The sequence below is a fragment of the Streptomyces sp. x-19 genome (genome assembly GCF_046549115.1).
GTDB lineage: Bacteria > Actinomycetota > Actinomycetes > Streptomycetales > Streptomycetaceae > Streptomyces > Streptomyces albulus_C.
This window is the reverse complement of the sequence record NZ_JAJPWK010000020.1, coordinates 135,641-159,299: the sequence shown is the minus strand read 5'-3', so window position 1 is coordinate 159,299 and position 23,659 is coordinate 135,641. Positions and strand designations below refer to the sequence as shown.

Below are 23,659 nucleotides of genomic sequence, written 5' to 3'. Positions count from 1 at the left end.
GTCATCTACGTCATGCGGACCGAAAAACGGCCCCGACCTGCGGCAACAGCCATGACGCAGACGGCGACCGCTGCGTCAGCCTGCGTCATCTGCGTCACCCGCTGACGCAGCCCATGACGCCGCTATGACGCACCCTCACGCCACCGCGTCACACAAAACCGCAGGTCAGAAGCCCGAACGACGCTGATGACGCAATGACGCAGAAATCCGCACCTCGGACAGCAGCCCGCCCCTCGACGCTGCATGACTCCAGGAGACGCGAATGCCCCCGTCCGCCACAGCCACTCTCCGGAGCGGTCTGCCCGATCGCTACCTCACCCCCACCGATGTCGCCGCCCTCTTCGACGTGCCGCTGGAGACCGTCTACGAGTGGCGCAAGAAGCGCACCGGCCCGCCCGGATTCCGCGTCGGCAAGCACGTCCGCTACGACCCCGCCGCTGTGCACGCCTGGACCGAGGCGCTCATGGCGACCGACGCAGCTGCCTGACCCACACCACCGATCCGAACTTACCCCGAGGGGCGGGGCCACCTGGCCCTGCCCCTCTCGCTTCCCGGAGAACTGCACATGGCAGGCCACATCCAAGACCGCTGGTACAAGACCGAGCCCGGCCCCGACGGCAAGGCTCGAAGGGTCAAGACGGACCGCTACGGCACCGGCCTCCGTTACCGTGCCCGCTATATCGGTCCGGACGGAACGGAGCAGTCCAAGAGCTTCCCCGACGGCAAAAAGCGGCTCGCCGAAAAGTGGCTGACGAAGATCGAGGCCGACATGGACGCCGGTCACTTCCTCGACCCGAAGGCCGGCCAGGTCACGTTCCGGCAGTACGCCGAGAAGTGGCTGAGCGGCTTGACGACGGATCTTGGTAGCCAAGAGGTGGTAGCCCGACGCATTCGGCTCCACGCAGTCCCCTACCTGGGCATCCGCCCGATGGGGTCGTTCAAGCCTGAGCATGTACGTACTTGGCTCAGCGCCCTCCAGACGGCCGTACCCAACGCGACGTACCGTCGAGCCATCTACGACTCGGTGTCGTCGCTGTTCAATGCCGCGGTTGATGACGGGGTGATGCGAGTGAACCCGTGTCACGCGCAGTCGGTCAAACCCCCGGAGCCCGATCCGCGATTGATCCAACCATGGATGCCGGCCAGGGTCTTCGCCGTCCGAGACGGGTTGCCCGACCGATACAAGTGCACGGTGGACGCGGGTGGAGGCGGCGGCTTGCGCCAGGGCGAGATCTTCGGCTTGGACGAAGAGAACATCGACTTCGCCGCCGGCTGGCTGCGCGTGCGACAGCAGGTCAAGCGCATCGGCGGGACGCTCGTGTTCGCCCCGCCCAAGCGAGGGAAGCTCCGATCCGCACCCCTCAGTCCAGTGGTGGGCGAAAACCTCCACCTCCACATGTCTCAGTTCCCGCCCGTCGAAGTCACGTTGCCGTGGAAGACTCCGGACGGGCCTTTGGTCACGCGCAAGCTGGTCTTCACCAGTGGGGTCGGCAAGGCCATCTGGCGCAGCTACTTCGACGACTACGTGTGGAAGCCGGCGCTGGCCCACGCCGGCGTCATCCCGCCCAAGGAATCGGGAGGCCGTTATGCTGCCGCGCCAGACGACGGCATGCACGCGCTACGGCACTTCTACGCCTCGGTCCTGCTGGACGGTGGAGAGAGCATCAAGGCGCTGAGTGTGTACTTGGGGCACTCGGACCCCGGGTTCACACTTCGGATCTACACTCACCTGCTGCCGAGCAGTGAGGAGCGGACGCGTGCCGCCGTGTCCGCGGTCTTCCGGCGCGGGGGCCCTGAGGCGCTTACTCAAGCGGCCTGACGGCCCACAGACGGCCCACGGCCCCGCGTGGGCCCCTGATTCACAACTCCGTTGCTGGTCAGGGACCTACGGGGGCCGGGAGCCGCCAAAAACACCCCATCTTGCCGTACGTCCATCCCCGGACGGAAACGGGTGTCGAGGGGCGGACGGCAAAGGCCCCGGAGCGGACACTGCGCTCCGGGGCCTTTGTGCTGGTCGTCCGGTGATCACCGGTTCACGGTGCGCCGACGGCCCGGTCACCGGTTCTCACGGGGACGGCGGCGTCGAGGCGGTCGACCCCCTCGCTCAGGCGGACTGTCCGGTCTTCTTCTTACGCAGGAAGAACACCGCTCCGCCACCGATCACCACGAGGGCGACCGCGACGCCCGCTATCACCGGGGTGGCGCTGCTGGAACCGGTCTCGGCGAGGTCGGTGCCGTGACCGCCGGTGCTACCGCTGGAGGTGCCGCCGGCCGTGGCCGGGCTGGGGTGCGGGGAGGGCTGGCCGCCGGTGCCCGCGGTCTTGCAGTCCAGGACGCCGGAGAAGGTCTTCTTGAAGCCGCCCGCGCCGGTGATCGTGATCTGGTACGGCTGGTCCTCGCCGACCGGAACGGTCACGGTCTTGGCCGCGCCCGGCGCGACCTCGTAGTCCTTGCCGGACAGCTGGAAGCGGAACGCCTCATCGCCCTTGTTGGTCGCGGTGACGTCCACGCCGCCCTTGGAGCAGTTCTTCTCCGCGGTGATGGCCGGGATCGCGCCCTGCTTCTTCCAGGAGACCGTGGCGGCCGCGGAGACCGTGGACTCGCTGGAGCCGGCGAGGATCTGGGTCTGGCTCTTGGCGTGCTCGCCGATGCCGGTGAAGGCGCGGCCGACCGGGACCTTGGTCGCGGCCTGCGCGGTGAGCGAGGTGTTGCCGTCGGCGGTGCCCTGGGGGACGTCGAAGAACAGCTGGGTGCCGTCGGCGGCGCTGGTGACCGGCTTGCCGTCCTTGCCGACGATCTTCACGCCGGCCGGCGCGCCCGCCGCCGGGGAGATGGTGACGCTGTCGGCGTTGGTGTGCACGGTGACCGGGCCGATCTTGCTGCCGGACTTCCCGGAGACCGCCGGCGGGTCCAGCGTCAGCGACGCCTTCGGCTCGGAGACGCTCTGCGCGCTCTTCTCCAGGTAGTCGGCGAGCTTCTCGGCGGCCGGGTCGACCGCGTCCACCTTGACGTGGTCGGAGAAGCGCCAGATGGCGACCTGGGTGCCGGCCGCGGCGGTCTTCTCGGACAGCTGCCCGGCACCGGCCTTGGTGGAGAGCGCCGCCAGGTCGTTCACCTGCGGGTAGGAGTTCTGCAGGATCCAACGGATCTTGCCGGCGTCCGCGTTGTTGTGCAGCGACGAGGCGCTCCAGGGCACTTCCTGGTAGCGGGCCTGCTGCTGCGTCGGGTTGTGGATGTCGATGCAGTACGTCTGCAGCGTGCCGCCGTTGTCGACCGACATCTCGAAGAGGCCGGCGCCGATGCGCTGGTCCCCTCCGTTTCCGTGCACCACGGCCTGATCGAAGGTCTTCAGGCCGCCGAGCGTCGCGGTGGCGCCCCCGTGCGACGCGGCCGGGTCGTCCGCCGCGGCGGTCCCCGCGGTGGCTATCGTGCCCGCCGCGATGAGGCCCGAGGCCACGACCGCGGCGGCAAGGCGGGCTGCGCCCCGCCCCTTCATCGAAAGCATGATTTCCCCTCTGGGCAAGGCGGTCGGCTGGAGAGGTCGCCTCACCGGAAAGATCCCAAGAACTCAACGGCCGAACTGGTCAGCCTGGTCAGCCCCCGTGAGTACTCGTCGGATCCTATGGAGCGGGCGCAGCAGGGTCCCCAGTAATAGCGTCCTATAAGCGATCCGCATCGCAATCGTTACCGAATACCCGCATCACGCGCCGGCATTATCGACAAATCGCCGTACGTTTTCAGGGCACAGATGCCTTGTTGGGTGAATTGCCTGGCGGCTTCGTGTGTTTCGCCGGAACGAGCTCCGGCGTCTTCACCGGTGCCGCCATTACCACAGTCGTAACCGATTCAACTTCCTTCTCCAACGGCACTGCATCCAGGGATCGTTGCGTTCCTTCCGTGGCTTTTGACGTCTTCAGCACCCGACGGAATGCGGACGTTCCGCGCGCGAGGTCGTGTCCGATCGCCAGGGCGTCGACCTCCGCCGCGAACCAGCGCTGGCCGCCCTTCTCCGGTGGCCGTTCCCCCTCTCGGAGCCGTAACCGCCCCTGCACGACCACGGGTTCGCCGACCGCGACCGATGCGGCGACATTGTCCGCGAGTGCGCGCCAGGACCGAACGGTATAGAAACTCGTCTCCCCGTCGGTCCAACATTCCCGGGCCTTGTCCCAGCGCCGCGAGGACGCCGCCATCCGGAACCGCGCCACGGACACCCCCGCCGCGGTCTCCCGGTGCTCCACCGCCGTGGCCACGTTCCCCACCAGCGTCACCATCGTGTCGTTCACGAAAGACTCCCCCGTCCCCTTCTCCTATGACGCCACGTCGCTGCGTGACGTCGGCACGTCGCCTCAACGTCCGGTGCATTGCCCCGCGTTGCGCCGCGTGGCCCGCGGCGTCGTCGCATTGCGCCGGTGCTGCCCGGTATTGCCGTGGGCGTACGGCGCCTTGCGTCGCATTGCGGCGGAGCCGTTCCGCGTCCACCGCGCCGCGTTGTCTCCATGCTGCACGGGTTCGACGCGGGCCGCGGCGGCCTGTGGACGAAGCACGCCCTGTGGACAACTCCGCCCCCCGAAAGGGCGACGGCACCCCGGCCGCCGCCCCTGCCCCGCTTCCGGCTCAGACGCCCGACGCCACCGCGTACCGCTCCCGCACCTCGCGGTACCGCAGGAGTTCGGCGGCCACCGGCTCCAGCACCCGCGCCCGGCCGCAGCCGGCCGCCGTGCCTCGCAGCCGTCGCTCGGCCTCCTGCCCGTACCGGCGGGCCGGGCCGCGGGCCACCACCCCGCACAGCCAGGTCAACGCCGGCCCGCCCACTGTCCCCACGACCGCGGGCAGCACCCCGGACAGCCACTCCGCCGGGTCGACCACCCCCGTCACGGCGCCCACCATCCAGAGCACACCCACCACTTGCAGCACGAAGAGCAACCCCTGCACCGAGGCCGCCACCGTCCACCACCGCGGTTTCCCGTCCGGTCCGTGGCGCAACCCCTCCTCGGCCTCGGCGGCCACCGCGTCCAGCGCCTCCGGCAGCCCTTCGGCCCCGCGCACCGCCGCCTCGCGCACCGCCTGCGCCCAGGGCAGCGGGAGCCCGTGCGCGGCCTCGCCCGCCACGGTACGGACCGCCTGCTCCACCACGGGCCGGGCCGTCGCCCGCCCGTCCTCGCCCGGTCCACGCCCACCGGCACGGCTGCCGGGAACGCCCCGCCCGGCCCCGTTGCCGCCGCCCCCTGCTTCGGAGCCTCCCGCTCCGGTGCGCGGCGCGCCGATCCGGACCGCGCCCGTGCCGCTGGCGCCCCGGGGCGCCGCCGCGCCCCGCCGGCGTGCCCTGCGGTCCTTGCGCCGGGCCCGCAACCGCGACCACGGCGAACCACACGCCCGTTCCGCGTGCCGCAGCCAGTCCCGTTCCGCCGCCCGTCCCGTGGCCACCGCCCCGACCGCCTCGGCGAGCCGGGCGTCGAACTCCTCCCGGGCGCCTTCGGTCAGGCCCACCCGGCCGTCCGCGGCGTACGCGGTCCGCAGCCGTTCCGCCGCGGTGTCCACGTCCGCCGTCAGCCGGCGGTCCGCCGCGCCCCGCTCCGCGACGAACTGGCCGAGCGCCTCGCGGAGTTCCGCGACGCCCTCGCCGGTCGCCGCGGAGAGGGCCAGGACCGCCGCGCCCGGCTCCCCGTGTTCGCCGAGCGCCAGCCCGTCCTCGTCCAACAGCCGGCGCAGATCGTCCACCACCTGGTCGGCGGCGTCGCCGGGCAGCCGGTCCACCTGGTTGAGCACCACGAACGTGACCTCGGCGTAGCCCGCCAACGGCCGCAGGTACCGCTCGTGGAGGACCCCGTCGGCGTACTTCTCCGGGTCCACCACCCAGACCACCGCGTCCACCAACTCCAGCATCCGGTCGACCTGCTCGCGGTTGGCGGTGGCCGAGGAGTCGTGGTCGGGGAGGTCGAGCAGGACCAGCCCGGCCAGTTCGGGACTGCCCTGCGCGGGGGTGTGCCGGCGGTGCACCGGCACCCCGAGCCGGCGCAGCAGGCCCTCCGCGCCCGGCCGGCCGCCCGACCAGACGCAGGCCACCGGCTCGGCGGTGGTCGGCCGGCGCGCCGCGACCTCCGAACGCGCCGCCCCCGCCAACGCGTTGAACAGCGACGACTTCCCGCTCCCGGTCGCCCCCGCGAGGGCGACGACGGTGTGCTCACCGGACAGCCGGTAGCGCTCGTCGGCCGCTTCGAGGACCCGGCCGGCCCCGTCCAGCACCGCCCCGTCCAGCCGGCTCCGGGACAGCGCGATCAGTTCCCGCAGCGCCTCCAGGCGGGGCCGCAGCCCCTCCCCCGCGGCCCGTCGGGCCCCACCGGGCACCCACTTGTACCCGGGCCCGCACTCCCCGAGCCCGTCCGCACCGGCGTCGCCCCGGACGGCGTTCCTCCGCCCGCTGCCGAGCCCGTCCCCGGTGGCCTCCCGCGCCCCCTCCGCCCCTCTCCCCGCACGCCGGCGCCGTCCACGCGACGCCTCGTCCTCCCCCGCTGCGCCGTCGACGCCACCAGCGGTTCCCTCCGGCTGGTCCGCCCCGGCGGCCCGCGCCCCGTGCCTCGGCTCCCCGCCCCTCACCCGTCGTGCGATCACCCCGTCGTCCCAGGCGCCGCCGTCGTCCCACACCCCACCGTCACCATGCGTCCCGCCGTCACCATGCGTCCCGCCGTCGCCCGTCGCGTCATCCCATGCCGTTGCCTCGCCGGCCTCGCCGGCCTTGAGTTCCGCCCGACGCTCCCCGGAGTCCGTCACTGCGTCACCGTCTCTCTCCCGTACCGGTCCGCCGCCGGGCGTCCAGGCTCCGGCTCCGGCTCCCGCCCCTCCACCGGCCGCGACCGGTGGTGTGCGCGCCGCAGCTGTTCGCGTTGCACCACGGACACCGCGGCGATGAGTTCGGCCTGCTGGCTGGGCGGCACCGTCAAGCGGTCCAGGGGGGCCAACCGGCGCTCCCGTTCACCGTCGAGGGCGTGCGCCAGGTACCGGGTCAGCAGCCGGGCGCCCTGGTCGCGCAGCCGGACCGCGCTCTGCGCCCCCAGCAGGTCGGCGAGGTTCTCGCCCGCCGTACGGGCGCGGCGCCCGCCCAGCAGCGCGGTGGCCAACAGGGCCGCCGGCTCCTCGGCGTCGACCGGATCGGTCCGTTCGCCGGACTGCCCGCCGCGGGCCTCCCGGGCCTCCTCATCGGCCAGTTCCTCCAGGCAGCGCCGCCAGCGCCGGACGATCACGCCGATCCGCCCGGCGGCCCCCGCGGCCCCGTCCATGGCGGTCAGCACGCCCTCGGCCGCCGCGGGGTCCCGCCGCCAGGCGCCGGCCGCCCGCTCGTCGGCCTCCTCGACGGCGCAGACCAGCAACGCGGTCAGCCCGTGGACCAGAGCGTCCAGCAGTTCGTCGGCGCGGCCGCCCAGCCCGTGCGCGTGCCAGTGGGCGCGGGCGTCGCCGGCCAGCACTTCACCGGCCTCGACCTCGCGCCGCACCCGCCCCGCGGCCTGTTCGTACGCCTCCTCGACGCGGCCGGCCAACCGGAGCGCCGCGGCGTGCTGCGCGGCGGCGGCCCCGGCCAGTGCCGGCAGCCGGCTGCGCAGTGAGGCGATCACCCCGGAGGCGGTCCGGTCCGCGGCGGCACCACGGGCGACGGGGTCCTGGGCGTGCCGTTCCAGCCACTCCCGCAGTGCGGCGACCGCCGTCGCGGGCAGCAGCCCGCGGCCCCCGCCCGCGGACTCGGGCAGCTCGGGGATGGTGAAGCGGGGGACGTTGCCGAGCCCGGCGCGGAGCAGGAGTTCGGCGTAGCGCGCGGAGATCTCGCCGGCGATCTGGTGCGGCACCCGGTCCAACACGGTGACCAGCGTGACGTCGTACTCCTTGGCGGTGCGCAGCAGGTGCCAGGGCACCGCGTCGGCGTACCGGGCCGCCGTGGTGACCAGCACCCAGACGTCGGCCGCGCAGATCAACTCGGCCGCCAACTCGCGGTTTCCCGCCACCAGCGAATCGATGTCCGGGGCGTCCAGCAGCGCCAGGCCGCTGGGCAGCGCGGCGTCCGTCTCGATCCGCACCGTCGGCGCCCCCGGCGTCCCGCCCGCCCGCCCGCGCCCCCCGCCGAGGCCCTTCTCCTCTCCTTCGCCGCGCTCGTTGCCCTCGCCGCCGCCGTCCTGCTCCGGCACCCACACCCGGGTGAGCCCCGGCAGCACCCGCTGCCCGGCGAACCAGCGGTGATCGTCGGGATGGCAGACCAGGACCGGCGTGCGCGTCGTGGGCCGCAGCACCCCCGCCTCCGACACCCGCCGCCCCACGAGCGAATTGACCAGGGTCGACTTGCCCGCTCCGGTGGATCCCCCGATGACTGCGAGAAGGGGGGCCTTAGGGGCGCGCAGGCGGGGCATCACATAGTCGTCCAGCTGGGAGAGCAACTCCGCCCGGTTCCGCCGGGCGCGGGCGGCGCCCCCGAGCGGCAAGGGAAAACGTGCGGCGTCGACACGGTCACGCAGAACGGACAGTGCGTCGATCAGCCGGGGTCCTACGTCCAAGGTGGCCACATGTGAAGAATGCCCAATTTCGTTAGGTTTTTGAAGCGTATAGCCCCTTGCGTGCGCCGTAAGAATCTCCACGGGACGCGATAGGTGAGATATGGGATTTTCGTAACATTTCAGACGCAGGCATAACGAGTGCACAACACCCGCAGCGCGAGGCGCCAAAAGCCGTGCAGGATTCGTACCTGCCTGCGATTATCGGGATCGCTTCACCGAACCTCCACAACGTGCCACGGAGGTGAAGCAACCGGGACGAGCCACCCGGACCTCTATCCTGGTCCGCGGTTCGTGATCCACGCCCACCACCCGGCCCCCGTAGCTCAGTGGATAGAGCAGGTGCCTTCTAAGCACTTGGCCGCAGGTTCGAGTCCTGCCGGGGGCGCCAGCGCAGGCCCTCCCCTGGGGAGGGCCTTTTTGCTGGTCAGGGGCGGTTTTCTCATCCTGCTACATCGGCGAGCGCGGGAGTCGGGCGGGCCGGGTCGTCCGGCTGGAACCGGTCCGGAGCGGGCCTCGGCGGCTGTTCTTCCCGAAAACTTCCCGACGTTTCGGCGGACCCGCCGGCCCGACGTACCCGGCCGTCAGGGCGTCGGGGGACCTGGCGCCAGCGGTGGTGCTCGCTCGACGGTGTAGCGGTCGCGGTAGAGGCCGGCGTCGCGGACGACCGGGCCGGCCGCCCTGCCCTCTCCTTGAACGCTGAGGAACGGCACGGCGGCGCCACCAGCCGGGCAGCCGGGCGCGGACCAGTTGGATGCAGGGGATGGCGACGCTGTGCCACGTTCCCGTCGGAAAGGGGACATCCCTTGGCACCGTCCCGGTGTTCCGGTCCTGCACCGCCGTGCGCAGTCACCGGCGGGAGTACAGTCGCCCGTCTGACCACAGCAGGTCCGCGCGCCCCCAGCGCGCCGCCGCGCGTACGTCGGGGAAGAACCCGCATCCCTGGTCGTTGGCACTGGTGTTGCACAGCACCGGTACGCCGCTGAGCTGCTCGTACTCCGTGAGCACCATCGCCAACAGCGGGTTGTCGCGCTCGGTGATGGTCTGGAGCCGGGCCGTGCCGTCGAGGTGGACGACGGCCGGGATCCTCTCGTGCCACCCGGGGCGCACCGCATGGTCGAAGAGCATGTACGGGTCCGGACAGCCCGGGGAGAAGATCTCCGGCGCCCGGTGTTCCAGACAGATCGGCGCGACGGGACGGTAGTTGGCGCGACCCTTGATGTCGTTGAGCCGGTCCTTCGTCTTCGGGTCGGTGGCCGGGGCGAGGATGCTGCGGCCACCGAGCGCGCGGGGCCCCAATTCGGCCCGCCCATCGAGGACGACGACCGGCTCCGCAGCCTCGTGGAGCACCTTGGCGAGCCCGGCCGCGTCGCACGGCTCCCATGTCCAGCCGGGCACGTCGGTCGCCGGCAGCAGCCGAGGGCCGCGGAACACGTTCCAGTTCAGAGCGGCCCTGCCTTCCTGACTCACCATCTCCGCGACCGCCGTGCCGATCGCGGCGCCGGAGTCGTTCGGGAAGGGCGGAATCCATACCTCGTGGAAGAGGCCGCTGTTCCGGATCAGACTGTTCCACTTGATGTTGAGGGCGCACCCGCCCGACAGGCACAGGTTCGGGCTACGCATGTCGGGAGCGAGCCCCGCCACGCGGTCGCACAGCGCGGTCAGCAGCCTGGCGCCGAGATAGCCCTGGAAGCTCGCGATGAAGTCGGCTTCCGAACCGCGGGGCCACACCTCGGCGCGGTGCTCGCGGCACCACTCTGCCAGCTCGATCCCGGTGTCGAACGTGTGTGGAATGCGGCCCAGTTGGGCGTTGAAGACCTCGTACAGGGCCGGCTCGTCCCGTCCCAGTGCGGCGTACGCCATCGCCTTGCCCGCCACGTCGAGGTTGCGGGGGACTGCGGCGTTGGAGATCTCCTGCACGTCTTGGTGCGACGCCACCCGGGAGCGGAACGGCTCCCACTGGGCGCAGTAGTCGGCGAAGGCGTTTCCGTAGACGGGGAAGAGGGGCCCCAGGCTCCGCACCCGGAAGGGGGCGGCGTCCACCCTGTACAGCCGGGGAACGGTGCCACCGTCCCAGACCACTCCCAGTGCGGACTCGCCGCGGGCGGCGAACGGGCTGGTGCAGTAGGCGCCGAGCAGATGCTGCGTGACGTGGTGGTAACTGGCGTACCGGACGACGCGGTCTCCCAGCGGCAGGCCGTCGAACTCGTAGCGGTGCAGCGCCACCCCGGCGGTGCCGTCCGCCTCGGAGTACGGCGCGACCTCAAGTGCCACCGGTCGCCCGTTGTGCGTCAACTCCCGCAGCCTGGGTGTGGGCTCGCCCGGCGCCGCCATCCACCCGTCGACTGCGACGGCATCGAGGTCGGACAGCCTTACGCCCTGCCCGGCCAGGACATCCTCGACGGCCTCCAGACGGTCCAGCGGTTGATAGCGCGGGTTGCCGTCCAGTTTCTCCATCTCGATGCTGCACAGCAGCTTGCCGTCCTCGATGACAGCGACCCCGCCGTCGTGCGTCAGCTTCAGCCCGCAGATCAGCATTGTTTCCAGCCTCTCTTCTCCGAGGTGTCTCGTCTTCTCCGACGTGTCGAGCGGATCGGATCACGATCGGGTGAGCAGCCACGTCTCATGGTTCGTGGTGTGGTCCGTGAGCCGTGGGGAGGTGCCGAGGACCGGGACGTCGGTGAATTCGTCCCGGTAGGCGATGCCCGCGTACGACTCGCGCCCCAAGGCCGCGCTCAACCGTCCTCGTATCAATCTGCTCCATGGATTCTCGGCACGGCTTTCCAGGCTTCACCGGCATGACTATTCGCAGGTAACACCGTGCCGCGTTCACCGATGGCGGGTTCACGGATCCCCGGGGTTTTCCACAAACGGGGTCATGGTCCGTTCTGCGGCGTTGACCAGCAGCGTCAGCGATGGAGGACGCATAGAGCGGTGTGCCCGTGAATGCGAATTTCACACCTCTGAGCCACTTATCCCACTCGAATAGACGAATACGGCCAACACGAGCATCGGGTTTTTGACTTGCTCTCACGGCATTTCTAAATGTCGACTTAGGCTTCCCGGTGACGCCCGAAAAAACCGGCGTTTTCAGCCCTCGCATCCTAGAAATCGACAAATCAGGAAGGCGGCACCCTAGATGACGAGCGACGTCGCACAGCTCTACGAGGCTTTTCCCTTTCCGTCCCCGGCGGAGGACGCTCCGCTCATGGATATGGTCGCCGCCCAACTTCCCTTCGTTCTGCGAGACGCTGAGCTGGAGGGCTGGGAGGTACTCGATGCCGGGTGCGGAACCGGCTCCATCCTGCTGGCGCTCGCCCAGCGATACCCCAAGGCACGCTTCACAGGAGTGGACGCCTGCCACCGCTCTCTTGAGATCGCGCGACGGTCCGCCGAGCGGTACGGGGTGACCAACGTCGAGCTCGTCCACGGCAGCATGCCCGACCTGAGCCTGCAGCGCCGGTTCGACTTGGTGGTCTGCTGTGGGGTCCTGCACCATCTCCCGTCGCCTCGGGCCGGACTTCGGTGGCTCACCGAGCACCTCACGGACGACGGGCTGATCTATCTGTGGCTGTACGACGCGGTCGGCGAACACGGCCGGATGCTGGACCGGGAGCTCGTACAACTGCTCACGCCACCCAACAGTCCCGAGGACGGGCTCGCCACGATCCGGGACCTCGGGCTCGAACTGTCGCTCGCGGACTACGGCTTCCCCGCCGGCTGGACCGGTACCGCGCTCACAGCGGCCGAGCAGGACGTCGCGGACGCCGACGCCTACCTCAACCCCGTGGTCCAGACGATGCGCTTCGCCGAGATGCCCGCGTTGTTCGCGGGCCTGCCCGTGACCTGGCTGGCTGCGGACCGGGTCTTCCACCCGGGCGGCATCGGTCTCGTCGATCTCGCGGGCAAGGAGGCAGAAGCCCGTGCCGGCGCAGTGTTCGTACGTCCCGAGGACCTCTTCGACCGACCGGCCCTGCGCGAGCGGGTCCGTAAGTTGGGGAACCTCGACCAGCTGCGAGCCATCGAGTTGCGGCTGCGGCCGACCGGGTTCGAGGTCCTCGCCGGCCGCGGCGCCGGGCTCGACCGCTGCGTACCCCGCATCGCGGGCAATCTGCTGCCGTTCGGTGAGGGACGCGAGCCCGGGGCGCGCTGAGCTCCCGGGTCGATTTCTCGTGGGAGGACCGCCGAGCACACCGCACCGCCCTCTCAGGCGGGGGCGACCTCCATCAGGCTGACCGGGGCCTGCGGCAGGTGGAGGGCTTGGAGCCGCAGCCCGGCGCGGGCGTAGAGGTCTTCGAACTCCGCGCGGCTGCGGACCCGGGCGCTGCCCATGCACATCTGGAACAGGTCGACCGTGCGGCCCATGTGGAAAGGGTGCCCTGAAGGGCCGGTGTCGGTGCTGTGGTCGACCAGGCAGTCGAGGACCAGGACCCGCCCGTGTGCGGGGAGCACGGCCGCCACGTTGCGCAGCAGCCGCACCGCATGCTCGTCGTCCCAGTCCATCAGCACGAACGACAGCAGGTAGGTGTCGCCGCCCCCGGGTACGGCCTGGAACATGTCGCCCCCCACCACGGAGCACCGGCCCGCCAGGCCCGCGTCCGCCAGCGCCTGCTGGGCATCGGCGACGGTGGTCGGCTGGTCGAACAGAGTTCCGCTGATGTGGGGGTTGGCGGCGAGGACGACCTTCAGCACCTGTCCGAGGCCGCCGCCGATGTCGACGATCCGGTGTACGTCTCGGTAGTCGTAGGAGAGCGCGGTGGGGATCTGGAGGGCCTTGGCCACCGACACCATTCCGGCGTCGAACACGCGTCGTTCCTCGGGCTGTTGGTGCAGCCAGGTCCAGTAGTAGTCGGTACCGAGGACGTTCTTGATGGGGGTGGCACCGGTGGAGACCGCGTGCTGGAGTTGCTCGAAGACGCGCGACATCCACGGCTCGCTCTGGAGCACCGCGAGGTCCCGCATGGACTGGGGGTGGTCGGTGCGCAGGTGCTGCCCCAGCTCGCCGAGGGCGAACCGGCCGGGCGAGACCTCGCGGATGACCCCGACACCGGTCAACGACCTCAGCAATCGGAGGAGCCCTTGAGGATCGCAGTCGGTTCGGCCCGCCAGCTCGTCCACGGTCTGGTGCTGACCGGTGAACGCGTCCGCGATGCCCAGTCGCGCGAACGCGCCCACGGCCTGTCCGATCCAGAACCCCAGGGTGAGCTCCACCAGCCGCAGCGCGGCCGGGTCGTGAACCGGTTTTCCGCTGTCGTGTGACCGACTTCCGGCATCCGTCGTGGTCATTGGTCCGCCGCCGCCTTCCCGACACGCATTGGGTTGCAAATCCGAGATGTACATGTGCTGTTGGCCGTGAGGCTTTCCTCGGAGGGTGTCTGTGACCCTGCTCCACAGCCGCCGCGATACTTGCCTCCGCTGGCGCACCACCCTTACCCGGTGAATTTTGGTTTCAAGCGCGCTTCAAGAAGGACGAGACTTCACTGGCCATTTCATCTACGGATCGCGCCATGAACAGTTTTCCCTGGTAGGTGGAGATGTCGTAATCCGATTCGATCATCTCCTGGATGGAGAATTTCTCGACCGGGTAGGTACTGAGATTGGCGAGTTCACCGCTCGATGACAGGAGAGCCGCCCCATATGCCTTGGCCCGGCCGTCCTCCTGCACGAGTCCGGTCTCCATCGTGAACCAGAAGACCCGGCTGATGGCCTGGAGGTCCTGCTCGGAGGTGGCATTGTTCGCGGCTTCGCCGAAGAGTCGGTAGAGATCGGCGAAGAGTGGGTCGGAGAGCATGACGACGTGCCCGACGAGTTCGTGGAGCATGTCGGGTTCCGGGCTGTAGTGCGGTCGGCTGGGGCAACGCAGGTACAGGGCTGTCGAGAAGATGTCGTCGGCGAAGCGCCCGTAGAAGTCCACGACAGGGGTCAACCCGTCGACCGGGAGCAGCCGGAACCCCGTGGAGTTGTTGAGGCGCTGCCCGAGGTCGCCGACCCTGGGCGTGTGGTGGGCGGGCAGTGGCAGCCGTTCCTTGGCCCGGAGGTAGCTCGAACTGGCGACGCAGGGGTGTAGGGCGTTGAGCTTCGACACCATCGTGCCCCACAGCAGGTCCTCCTCCGCGCTGTAAGCCACCGGGTTCGAGTTGAGGCCGCCCGCCCTGCGGATCGCCGCTGATATTTGTTTCCTGCGCCGGGCGCAGGAATCGTCAAGCCGGCCCCCCTCTTCCACATGGTGCTCATCCGCGCGATTCACAACTGGTCACCGACTCCCGTTCCACTGATTTCAGAGACTTGGCGAACGGACGAATTTCCCACCTGGGGCACTCCGCTTGAAGGATCTCCCGGCGGGTGATCTGGTGCCTCACCAGACGACCGATGGAGTGAATTCCACCCCCGCACGCGCCGCCTTCTCGCGCAGTCCTGCTTGACTAAGAGCACCTCAGACATTCACACGGAGATCGCCGGGCGCGAGCGCATGAAAGACGTTCCGGCCTGGCGGCAGGCCGGCTGGAAATGCGCGCTGAGCCTTTTTTGGAGCACGGTGTTGGGAGGCAGTGTCGTGCGTGGGCATATGACGCCGGATGAGTTCCGCCGTCACGGCCGGCAGGTGATCGACTGGATCGCCGCCTACCAGGAGAAGATCGAGTCGTACCCGGTGTGTTCCCAGGTCGCACCGGGTGAGGTGCTGGACGCGCTGCCGCAGAGCCCACCCGAGACGGGAGAGGGGTTCGAGGGGGTCCTGGCGGACCTGGACCGGGTGCTGATGCCGGGCATCACGCACTGGCAGCATCCGTCGTTCTTCGCGTACTTCCCGGCCAACGCCAGCGGCCCGGCGGTCCTGGGCGACCTCCTCTCGTCCGGGCTGGGCGTTCAGGGCATGCTGTGGGCGACCAGCCCGGCCTGCACCGAGTTGGAGACCCGCGTGATCGACTGGTTGGCGGAGCTGCTGGGACTGCCGAAGGCGTTCCGGGGCAACGGCGTCATCCAGGACTCGGCGTCCAGTGCCTCGCTGGTGGCGGTCGTTGCCGCGCTCCACCGAGTGGGCGAAGGGAAGCCGGGGCGGGACGGCATCAAAGCGCGGTACACGATCTACACCAGTTCACAGACCCATTCCTCGCTGGAAAAGGCCGCACGGATCTGTGGAATCGGTGCGGCCGCCGTGCGGGTGGTGGACGTCGATCCGCAGAGCCTGGCGATGGCCCCGGCCTGCCTGGAGACGGCGATCGCCCGGGACCGCGCGGCCGGTGCCGTTCCGCTGCTGGTGTGCGCGACCGTCGGCACCACCTCCACCACCGCGATCGACCCGGTGCCCGAGATCGGCGTGGTGTGCCGCCGCAACGGCACCTGGCTGCACGTGGACGCGGCGTATGCGGGCGTGGCGGCGGTGTGCCCGGAACTGCGGTGGCTCAACGACGGACTGGCTCAGTACGCCGACTCCTACGTCACCAACCCGCACAAGTGGATGCTCACCAACTTCGACTGCACCGCGCTGTGGGTGGCCGACCGCGCGTCGTTGGTGGGGGCGCTCTCGGTCCTCCCCGAGTACCTGCGCAACCAGGCCACGGCCTCGGGCGAGGTCATCGACTACCGCGACTGGCAGATCCCGCTCGGCCGCCGCTTCCGGGCGCTCAAACTGTGGTCGGTGATCCGCTGGTACGGGGCGCAGGGGCTGCGGACCCACATCCGTACCGGTATCGACCTTGCCCAGCAATTGGCCGGGTGGATCGAGGCCGACGCGGCATTCCACCTGCACCCCCACCACCCGTTGGGCCTGGTCTGCTTCCGCCCGCTGTGGCCCCAGTTGCCCGGCACCGAGGCGGACGCGGCCACGCTGCGGACGATGCAACGACTGAACGACTCCGGCGAGCTGTACCTCACCCACACCAAGGCCGGCGACCGGGTGCTGTTGCGCATGGCCATCGGAGCGCCGGGCACCGAACAGCGGCATGTGCGACTGGCCTGGGAGCGGATCGCCGCCGCGGTGCGCGCCGAGGCCGCGCCCTGACGCACGGCGAGGGCACCCGAGCCGCTTCGCACCGCATGCCGAATCCTCGGCCGACCCTGTAGGAGCACACATGCACGACGTGATCATCATCGGTGGCGGCATCTCCGGCGCCACCGCCGCTCGCGAACTGGGGGCAGCAGGGCACTCCGTGGTGCTGCTGGAAGCCCGCGACCGCCTCGGCGGCCGGACCTGGACCAGCACCTTCCCCGGCACCGATACACCTGTCGACCTCGGCGGCATGTGGCTGGGCCGCCGTGACACCTTCCGCCACATCTACGCCGAGGCCGCCCGTTATCAGCTCCCCGTCGTCCAAAGCCCCAGCACATCCGTCAGCGGCCTGTTCATCGACGGCATTCGCCACACCGACCCGCAGGCCCTGCCCCCCGGCTACGGCGCCGAGATCGAAGACGCCATCCGGCGCATGACCGAAACCGCCCAGGCCACCGGCCCCCACCTCCACGACCCCGACCGCACCCGTCACCTCGACGTGTCGATCCGCCAGTACCTGTCCACGCTCGGCCTGTCCGCCACAGCGCTCACCACCCTCAGCCAGCAGGCGTCGGTGCACTACGGCGCCCCCGCCGACGAGATCTCCGCCCTGTACCTCCTCGGCGAGATCGCCACCCGTTACACCCTGTTCGCGCAACAGACGCTGGCGCTCGACGTCCTCGACAGCTTCCGCGACGGGACGAAGGCCCTCCTGGACGCCCTCATCACCGATGCCGGCGCCGAGGTCCACTTGTCCTCACCCGTGCGCCGTGTCGCCCAGGCCGCGGACCACGTCGAGGTCACCACCGACGCCGGAGAGCGGTTCGTCGCCCGCGCCGCAATCGTCGCCACTCCATTGAACTGCTGGCACACCATCGACTTCCACCCGGCCCTGCAGCCCGCGAAGCAAGCCGTCAGTGCTCAAGGGCACGCGGGGCACTTCGCCAAGGTCTGGCTGCTGGCCGAGGGCCTGCCCGATCCGTCCTTCTTCGCCGCGGGTACCCCGGACGGATTCCAGTGGATCCGCACCGAACGGGTCACCGCCCAGGGCAGCCTGCTCACCGGCTTCGGCGACCCCATGGCCTCACCCGACCTGTACACCCTGACGGGAGCGCAGAAAGCCCTGGCCGCCTACGCACCAGAGGCCCGCGTCAAGGCCGTGCACAGCCACGACTGGAACCAAGACCCGTACTCGCGCGGCACCTGGATCGCCTACCGCCCCGGCTGGATCACCACACACGGGTCAGCCATCAGTGCCCCCCAAGGACGCATCGCCTTCGCCGGCGGCGACACCTCCACCAACTTCAACGCCCTGTGGATGGACGGAGCTGTCGAGACCGGCATCCGCGCCGCCACCCACACCCGCACTCTCCTGAACGCACCGAACAGCCGCGCCTGATTTTCGGCGTCGTCCTGGGGCAGCACTCCCGCGCTGACGCGGTCGGTGCGCACCAGGTGGCGAAGGACCAGTTCGATGTGGGTGTTGAAAGAGCGATACATGAGTCGACATCCGCAGCGGTTGCTTGCTCGGGACCCGATCACGACCGGAATCAGTCCCTGGACGGGTGGCAGGGTCAGAGGCTCCCTTGACCAATGGAGCAGTTCTCTCTTCCAAGGCGCCATGCGCAGGCTCGTCGTGCGCCGCGGGGCCGGTCCCGCCCCCACCCCGGCCGACGGTCGTGAGGGGCGGGGGCACGGGAGCCGTCGCGCTACAGGCCGAGGCGGACCGCCTTGCGGGGTTCGTCCTTTGCGCCGGTGAGGAGGCCGTGGAGGGAGGCGAACTCGTCGACGCACTTGGCGGTGCCGTTGACGACGCAGTCCAGGGGGGCGTCGGCGACCACGACGGGGACACCCATCTCCTGGCGGAGGCGGCGGTCCAGGCCGCGGAGCAGGGCGCCGCCGCCGGTGAGGGCGATGCCGCGTTCGATGATGTCGCCGGAGAGCTCCGGGGGGCACTCGTCGAGGGTGCGGTGGACGGCGCGGACGATGGCCTCGACGGGTTCGGCGAGGGCGGTGCGGATCTCCTCGGCGGTGATCTCCTGGAGGCGGGGGAGGCCGCTGAGGTGGTCCCGGCCGCGGACGGTGAACGAGTGCGGTGCGGGGGCGGGGGCGTCTTCGGCGTCGGGGTCCGCGGCGGGGACGGCGGGTGCGGCGGGGAGGTCCTCGTCGGGGGTCCAGGCGGCCGAGCCGATGGCTATCTTGATCTCCTCGGCGGTGCGCTCGCCGATGGCCAGGCCGTGCTCCTTCTTGATGTACGTGGAGATGGCGGCGTCCATGGCGTCTCCGGCGACCCGTACGGACTGGGCGGTGACCAGGCCGCCCATGGAGACCACGGCGACCTCGGTGGTGCCGCCGCCGATGTCGACGACCATGCAGCCGACCGGTTCGGCCACCGGGAGGCCCGCGCCGATCGCGGCGGCCATCGGCTCTTCGATGAGGTGGACCTCGCGGGCGCCGGCGCCGCGCGCGGAGTCGATGACGGCGCGGCGTTCGACGCCGGTGATGCCGGAGGGGACGCAGATGACGACCCGGGGGCGGGCGAAGCGGCGGCTGGGCAGGGCCTTCTTCATCAGGGCGCGCAGCATCTGTTCGGCGGCTTCGAAGTCGGCGATGACGCCCTCTCGCAGGGGGCGCATCGCGGTGATCCCGGAGGGCGTGCGGCCGATGGTGCGCTTGGCCTCCGAGCCGACGGCGACCACGTCGCCTGCGGCGTTGACGGCGACCACGGACGGCTCGTTCAGCACCACGCCTTTGCCGCGGGCGTAGACGAGGGTGTTGGCGGTGCCGAGGTCGATGCCTATGTCGTACGTACCGGACGAAGTGCTGGCGGCCATGGGGAGTTCGTTTGCTCTCTCTCGGGAGGACATTGCGCCGCAGAGAGCGCCATTGGCTTACCAATGACGCTAATTACGGGCAATTATCTAGACTACTGGGGGTGCTGAATGGTTCCTGCGGGGACGGTCCGCGGGGTAAAGAGGCGGCAAGGAGCAGGGGCGGAAGGGGCTGGGGTCAGGGGTCGGGCGGCAGCGCCTCGGCGAGGTCGTCGAGGGCGTCCAGGAGGAGTTCGCAGGCGCGGACCGCGACGCCGGTGTGCTCGCCCTCGGCGTTCCACCGCGCCCAAGTCCCGTGCGGTGCGCTCCAGTCGAGGGGGGTGCCGTCGCGGATGGCGCGGGCCGCGCGGTCCAGGGCGGGGCCGAGGGCCGCGGCGAACGCGGCGGCGCCGGGCGAGGGCGCGGCGTTCCGGTCGGGCAGATGGGCCTCCATGATCATGGTGACCCGGCCCATGGTGGCGAGCGCGGCGCTGGCGGCGTGGGCCGCGGGGAGCGAGAGGCCACGGTGCCGGACCGGCTCCTTCTCGGCGCGGGCCTCGCTCGCCTCCCAGGCGGCGCGGGCCGCTCGGGCGTCCAGCAGGGCCTCGCGGACCTGCCGGGGGCGGCGTTCGGCGGGCCGGGCGTAGCCGTCGAGGACGGCGAGCGCGTAACGGCCGTTGGCGGTCAGCCAGTCGGCGAGGCGGTCGCGGAGCCGGGGCGTCTCCCAGGCGGGGAACAGCGCGTAGGACAGCATCGCCAGGACGCCGCCGATGAGGGTGAGCACGATGCGTTCCTGGACGGTCTGCTCCCAGCCGGCACCGACGACGCCGAGCAGGAAGACGACGTAGCCGGCGACGCAGGCGGAGGTGACCGAGAAGCCGGTGCGCATCAGCAGGTACATCAGGAAGATGCAGACCAGCGCGAGGGCGGCGCTGACGTACACGCCGGGGTGGGCCAGGGCCATCAGGGCGCCGGCGACGGCGACGCCGACGAGGGTGCCGGCGAAGCGGGCGACGCCGCGGGAATAGGTCTGGGCGAAGTCGGGGCGCATCACCATGACGGAGGCGAGCGGCGCCCAGTAGCCGTGGCCGAACCGCAGGGCGGTGGCCAGCACGTAGCCGGTCGCGGCGACCGCGGCGACGCGGAGGGCGTGCCGGAAGACGTGGGAGGACCAGCGGGACTCGCGGCGCAGGGCGACCGGGACGAGTTTGGGGACGCTGGGGCGCAGCAGGTGGCCGCGTTCGGCCTCGGTGGTGGGGCGGGTGGCCTCGACGGGCTCGTCGGTGAGTTCGACGGCGTCGGCGAGGAGCGAGATCAGGCGGTAGGCGGACCGGCGGGCGGGGCCGGTGAGCATCGGGCCGGTGGCCGGGACTTCGAGGGCGGCCATCGCCTCCGGTGGCAGCCGGACCGGTCGGTCATGGCGCACGGCGTGCGCGACGGCGTCCAGGACGGTGGCGGCGGCGCCGAGCAGTTCGCGGGCACGGTCGCGTTCGGGACCTTCCAGGGGGGCGCCGACGACCGGGTCGGCCAGTGAGGCGAGCACCGGACGGACGCGTTCGGCGAGGCCCCGGGGGCCGTGCAGTTGCACCGGGCGGCGCTTGGCCTGGCGGGGGGTGACGGCGGAGGCGAGGCGGGCGTCCATCAGGGGCGCGGGGTCGAAGGGGGCGACCGGGTCGTGGCGCAGCCGGCGGGCGTAGTCGGCCTCGGCGGCCAGGGCGTCGGCGAGGGCGTCGCGCTGGACGCCCCAGGGACGGACCGGGAAGAGGACGATGAGGGTGGCTTGGACGAGGCCGCCGAAGGCGATGAGCGCGGCGTGCGCGAGGGCGCCGAGGACGGACGTCGGGAGCGTGACGGTGATCAGCATGATCGCCACGGTCTGGGTGCCGATGAGACCGGAGACCGGGCCGATCGACCAGGCCAGGCCCGCCAGGAAGGTCCAGCAGGTGAGCAGCAGGACGAACGCGACGAGGTGGGCGGCGGCCAGGTAGCCGAGGAAGGTGGAGACCGCCAGCGCGCCGGCGACGGCCAGCGCCAGGACCGGCCGGGGGCGCATGCTGCGCTGGAAGGTGGCGATGCCGGCGGAGAACGCGCCGAAGGCGGAGGAGACGGCGAGGGCGGGGCTGCCCTGCCACAGGCACAGGCCGATGACGACGGCCACGCCGACGGTGCCGCGGATCGCTACCAGCGGGGTGAGTTTGGCCCGTTCGATGGTCAGCCCCGAGCGGGCGGCTTCCTTGAGCGCGCGCGACCAGGTCATAGCCAGAGGATACGGGCCGGGAGCTGGGGTGACGGGGTGTCGGGCGGCGGGGCGGGAGGGCGACCCGGATGCCTGCCCGACGGGGTGCGGACGGGGAGACCGGCGGGCCGGGGAAGGGCGCGCGGAGGGGTTCCGGAGGGGGAAGGAGCGCCGGGGCGCGGGCGGGCGCCGGGGTGCGGAAAGAGGGGCGCGCGGGGGTCCGTCCGGCGTCAGCGGTGCGCCCGCACCGGGAAAATCACGGTAAACCGGATCTCCGTTGAGCGTAAACACCACAGGTCAGAGCGGGGCTGCGGGTTTCGGGCCGGGACGGTGCGAGGAAGCAGACACCGCGGGAGGGAAACCTGTCCCCGTCCGACCCCCTCTTGCTGGCCGGTCGGGACAACTCCCGGCCGGTCCGCCAAGGAGAAGGTCCCGTGCGCAAATCCCTTTTCAAACCGGTGATCGCCTTGATCGCCCTGACCGTACTCGGAACCACGGCCGGCTGCGGCACGAGCGACCAGGCCACCCCCGTACGGTTCAGTGGCCCCCGGACGGGTGCCGCCATGCAGACCGCGCCGACCAGCAAGAACTCGCTGGTGCAGATGCCCACCCACCCCATCAGCTTCCAGGAGACCAGCAAGGTCGGCGGAGCCGGCGGGAACACTCCCATAGCCTTGACCACCTACCACGGGAAGAAGTCCGGCTTCACCGGGAAGGTGTGGGTCTGGGCACCGCCGGAGTACTACGAGAAGAAGAACGCGAACAAGGGCTTCCCGGTCATGGAGGCGCTGCCCGGCGCCTACGGCTACCCGGTCAACTACTGGATCGGTGCCGACCTCAAGCTGGAGGAGAGCCTCGCCACGTGGTCGAAGGAGGGCAAGAGCCTGCCCTTCATCGTCGTGATGCCGGTGCTCAACCCCAACGACAAGCAGTACTACGACGGCAGTGACATCCCCGGTCAGCCGAAGATCGGGACGTGGCTGAGCAAGGACGTCCCCGACCTCGTCCGGGAGAACTTCCGCACCCTGAAGACCCGCAACGCCTGGTGCATCATGGGCTCCTCGTCGGGCGGCTTCTCGGCACTGAAGAACGTGCTGCAGAACCCGAAGGACTTCAAGGTGGCGATCCCCAACGGACCGGACATCGTGCCGGACTCGCCGCTGTGGCGCGGACACCTGTCGGCGATGCGGGCGAACAACCCCGAGGTGCTGGCGCACCAGCTGATCGCCCGCGGCGGGCCGGACGTCTACCTGGCCTTCCAGGACGGCTCCAAGGAGAACACCGTGCTGCCGAAGGTGCGGAAGTTCATCGCGCAGTACGGCCGTGGTCCGGTGAAGACCCGGCTGCAGGTCGTGCCGGACGGCACGCACAGCGGCGCCACCTACGTCCAGGGCCTGGGCATGGGCACGATGCAGTGGGTCAGCGCCCACATGCAGGGGCCGACCGGCTGAGGGCGGCACACCCTCTGAGAACGGCACGGCCTTGAGGGCGGTCGCGGCGGACACCGGTCCGCGGCGGCCGCCCTCGCCGTGCGCCGGGTCACGGTGCGCAGTCGACGTCCTGGAGGGTGATCGGGCGGGAGTCCAGGCCGACGTAGGCGGTGAAGGAACGGCGGGTTCCGCCGTCCCAGTGGGTGCTGACGGTGGCCCAGCCGACGCCCGCGGACTGGGCGGTGGTGACCTTGCCGACGGTGATCGACCGCGGGGCGTTCTGGGCGCAGAGCAGCAGGTCGTAGCCGTCGGTGTGGGCGGCGCGGTCCTTGAGGTGGGCGGAGACCTGGTGGTCGCGCTGGTAGCGGGTGGGGCCGTGGTGGCCGTAGAAGGCGGTCAGGAAGCGGTGGACCTCGGCGGCGGTGTGGCGGCCGTTGGGGTCGCTGCGGACCGTGGCGGCGGCCGGGCCGGTGGCGGCGAGGGTCAGGGCGAGGGCCGCGGCGCAGGCGGCGACGGCGGTCGTGACGCGGGTGGGCGGCGGTGCGGTACGGGACATGGCAGGTCCTCACCTTCGGGCGTGTGACTGCCTAGACACGCACACCCGACGGAAGGTTGCGTTCCGGGGCGGGCCGGGCAAAGGGGACAGGTGTTCGTGGCCGGGCGGC

At 70.8% G+C, this 23,659-nt stretch carries 17 protein-coding genes and 1 tRNA gene; 7 read left to right on the top strand and 11 right to left on the bottom strand.

The window, feature by feature from the left end:
- The first annotated feature begins 262 nt into the window (after positions 1–262).
- Complete coding sequence (locus tag ACLJT4_RS32455; protein ID WP_411127794.1) at positions 263–487, top strand: helix-turn-helix domain-containing protein; 225 nt, start codon at positions 263–265, stop codon at positions 485–487.
- A gap of 78 nt (positions 488–565) precedes the next feature.
- Positions 566–1,819 carry a tyrosine-type recombinase/integrase gene (locus ACLJT4_RS32450; protein WP_411127792.1) on the top strand — a complete coding sequence of 418 codons (1,254 nt, stop codon included), beginning with the start codon at positions 566–568 and terminating at the stop codon, positions 1,817–1,819.
- Between the two features lie 285 nt (positions 1,820–2,104).
- Here ACLJT4_RS32450 and ACLJT4_RS32445 read toward each other — a convergent pair whose 3' ends face one another.
- The 4 genes from ACLJT4_RS32445 to ACLJT4_RS32430 all read right to left on the bottom strand — a co-directional run bounded on the left by ACLJT4_RS32445 (position 2,105) and on the right by ACLJT4_RS32430 (position 8,543).
- Positions 2,105–3,505 carry an LAETG motif-containing sortase-dependent surface protein gene (locus ACLJT4_RS32445; protein WP_411127790.1) on the bottom strand — a complete coding sequence of 467 codons (1,401 nt, stop codon included), beginning with the start codon at positions 3,503–3,505 and terminating at the stop codon, positions 2,105–2,107.
- A gap of 232 nt (positions 3,506–3,737) precedes the next feature.
- Entirely contained in the window at positions 3,738–4,283 is a 546-nt protein-coding gene (locus tag ACLJT4_RS32440) for a single-stranded DNA-binding protein (RefSeq protein ID WP_411127788.1), read from the bottom strand.
- 331 nt (positions 4,284–4,614) lie between these two features.
- The gene (locus ACLJT4_RS32435) at positions 4,615–6,768 is read right to left on the bottom strand and encodes a GTPase (RefSeq protein ID WP_411127786.1); all 2,154 of its coding nucleotides are present in this window, start codon (positions 6,766–6,768) and stop codon (positions 4,615–4,617) included.
- On the bottom strand, positions 6,765–8,543 hold the full coding sequence (locus tag ACLJT4_RS32430; RefSeq protein ID WP_411127784.1) for a dynamin family protein: 1,779 nt from the start codon (positions 8,541–8,543) through the stop codon (positions 6,765–6,767). Before ACLJT4_RS32430 ends, ACLJT4_RS32435 begins: the two co-directional genes overlap by 4 nt.
- 303 nt (positions 8,544–8,846) lie before the next feature.
- Between ACLJT4_RS32430 and ACLJT4_RS32425 the strand changes: the two genes are divergently transcribed.
- Positions 8,847–8,922: transfer RNA gene (locus tag ACLJT4_RS32425), tRNA-Arg, on the top strand.
- Positions 8,923–9,380: 458 nt separating this feature from the next.
- On the opposite strand, the gene ACLJT4_RS32420 is transcribed toward ACLJT4_RS32425, so the two are convergent.
- Positions 9,381–11,069, bottom strand: coding sequence for a carbamoyltransferase N-terminal domain-containing protein (locus ACLJT4_RS32420; protein ID WP_411127782.1), 1,689 nt, complete (start codon positions 11,067–11,069; stop codon positions 9,381–9,383).
- A gap of 60 nt (positions 11,070–11,129) precedes the next feature.
- Positions 11,130–11,270 carry a hypothetical protein gene (locus ACLJT4_RS32415; protein WP_411127780.1) on the bottom strand — a complete coding sequence of 47 codons (141 nt, stop codon included), beginning with the start codon at positions 11,268–11,270 and terminating at the stop codon, positions 11,130–11,132.
- 400 nt (positions 11,271–11,670) lie between these two features.
- On the opposite strand from ACLJT4_RS32415, the gene ACLJT4_RS32410 reads away from it, so the two are divergent.
- Positions 11,671–12,684 carry a class I SAM-dependent methyltransferase gene (locus tag ACLJT4_RS32410; protein ID WP_411127778.1) on the top strand — a complete coding sequence of 338 codons (1,014 nt, stop codon included), beginning with the start codon at positions 11,671–11,673 and terminating at the stop codon, positions 12,682–12,684.
- 53 nt (positions 12,685–12,737) lie between these two features.
- On the opposite strand, the gene ACLJT4_RS32405 is transcribed toward ACLJT4_RS32410, so the two are convergent.
- Together ACLJT4_RS32405 and ACLJT4_RS32400 are read right to left on the bottom strand one after the other, a co-directional pair.
- Positions 12,738–13,817 (bottom strand): methyltransferase, encoded by a 1,080-nt coding sequence (locus tag ACLJT4_RS32405; RefSeq protein ID WP_411127776.1) that lies wholly within the window; start codon positions 13,815–13,817, stop codon positions 12,738–12,740.
- A gap of 163 nt (positions 13,818–13,980) precedes the next feature.
- Positions 13,981–14,778, bottom strand: a complete 798-nt coding sequence (locus ACLJT4_RS32400; RefSeq protein ID WP_411127774.1) for a phenylalanine 4-monooxygenase — start codon at positions 14,776–14,778, stop codon at positions 13,981–13,983.
- Between the two features lie 318 nt (positions 14,779–15,096).
- On the opposite strand from ACLJT4_RS32400, the gene ACLJT4_RS32395 reads away from it, so the two are divergent.
- Positions 15,097–16,530, top strand: coding sequence for a pyridoxal-dependent decarboxylase (locus tag ACLJT4_RS32395; protein ID WP_411127772.1), 1,434 nt, complete (start codon positions 15,097–15,099; stop codon positions 16,528–16,530).
- Positions 16,531–16,600: 70 nt separating this feature from the next.
- Entirely contained in the window at positions 16,601–17,917 is a 1,317-nt protein-coding gene (locus tag ACLJT4_RS32390) for a flavin monoamine oxidase family protein (RefSeq protein ID WP_411127770.1), read from the top strand.
- Between the two features lie 310 nt (positions 17,918–18,227).
- Here the strand turns inward: ACLJT4_RS32390 and ACLJT4_RS32385 are convergent, their stop codons facing one another.
- A complete protein-coding gene (locus ACLJT4_RS32385) occupies positions 18,228–19,352 on the bottom strand; it encodes a rod shape-determining protein (protein WP_038519550.1) in 1,125 nt (374 codons plus the stop codon).
- A 175-nt stretch (positions 19,353–19,527) separates the two neighbouring features.
- Positions 19,528–21,585, bottom strand: a complete 2,058-nt coding sequence (locus ACLJT4_RS32380; protein ID WP_411127768.1) for an FUSC family protein — start codon at positions 21,583–21,585, stop codon at positions 19,528–19,530.
- A 413-nt stretch (positions 21,586–21,998) separates the two neighbouring features.
- Between ACLJT4_RS32380 and ACLJT4_RS32375 the strand changes: the two genes are divergently transcribed.
- A complete protein-coding gene (locus ACLJT4_RS32375; protein ID WP_411127766.1) occupies positions 21,999–23,015 on the top strand; it encodes an alpha/beta hydrolase in 1,017 nt (338 codons plus the stop codon).
- 88 nt (positions 23,016–23,103) lie between these two features.
- Here ACLJT4_RS32375 and ACLJT4_RS32370 read toward each other — a convergent pair whose 3' ends face one another.
- The gene (locus tag ACLJT4_RS32370; protein WP_411127764.1) at positions 23,104–23,550 is read right to left on the bottom strand and encodes a hypothetical protein; all 447 of its coding nucleotides are present in this window, start codon (positions 23,548–23,550) and stop codon (positions 23,104–23,106) included.
- Positions 23,551–23,659: the final 109 nt, after the last annotated feature.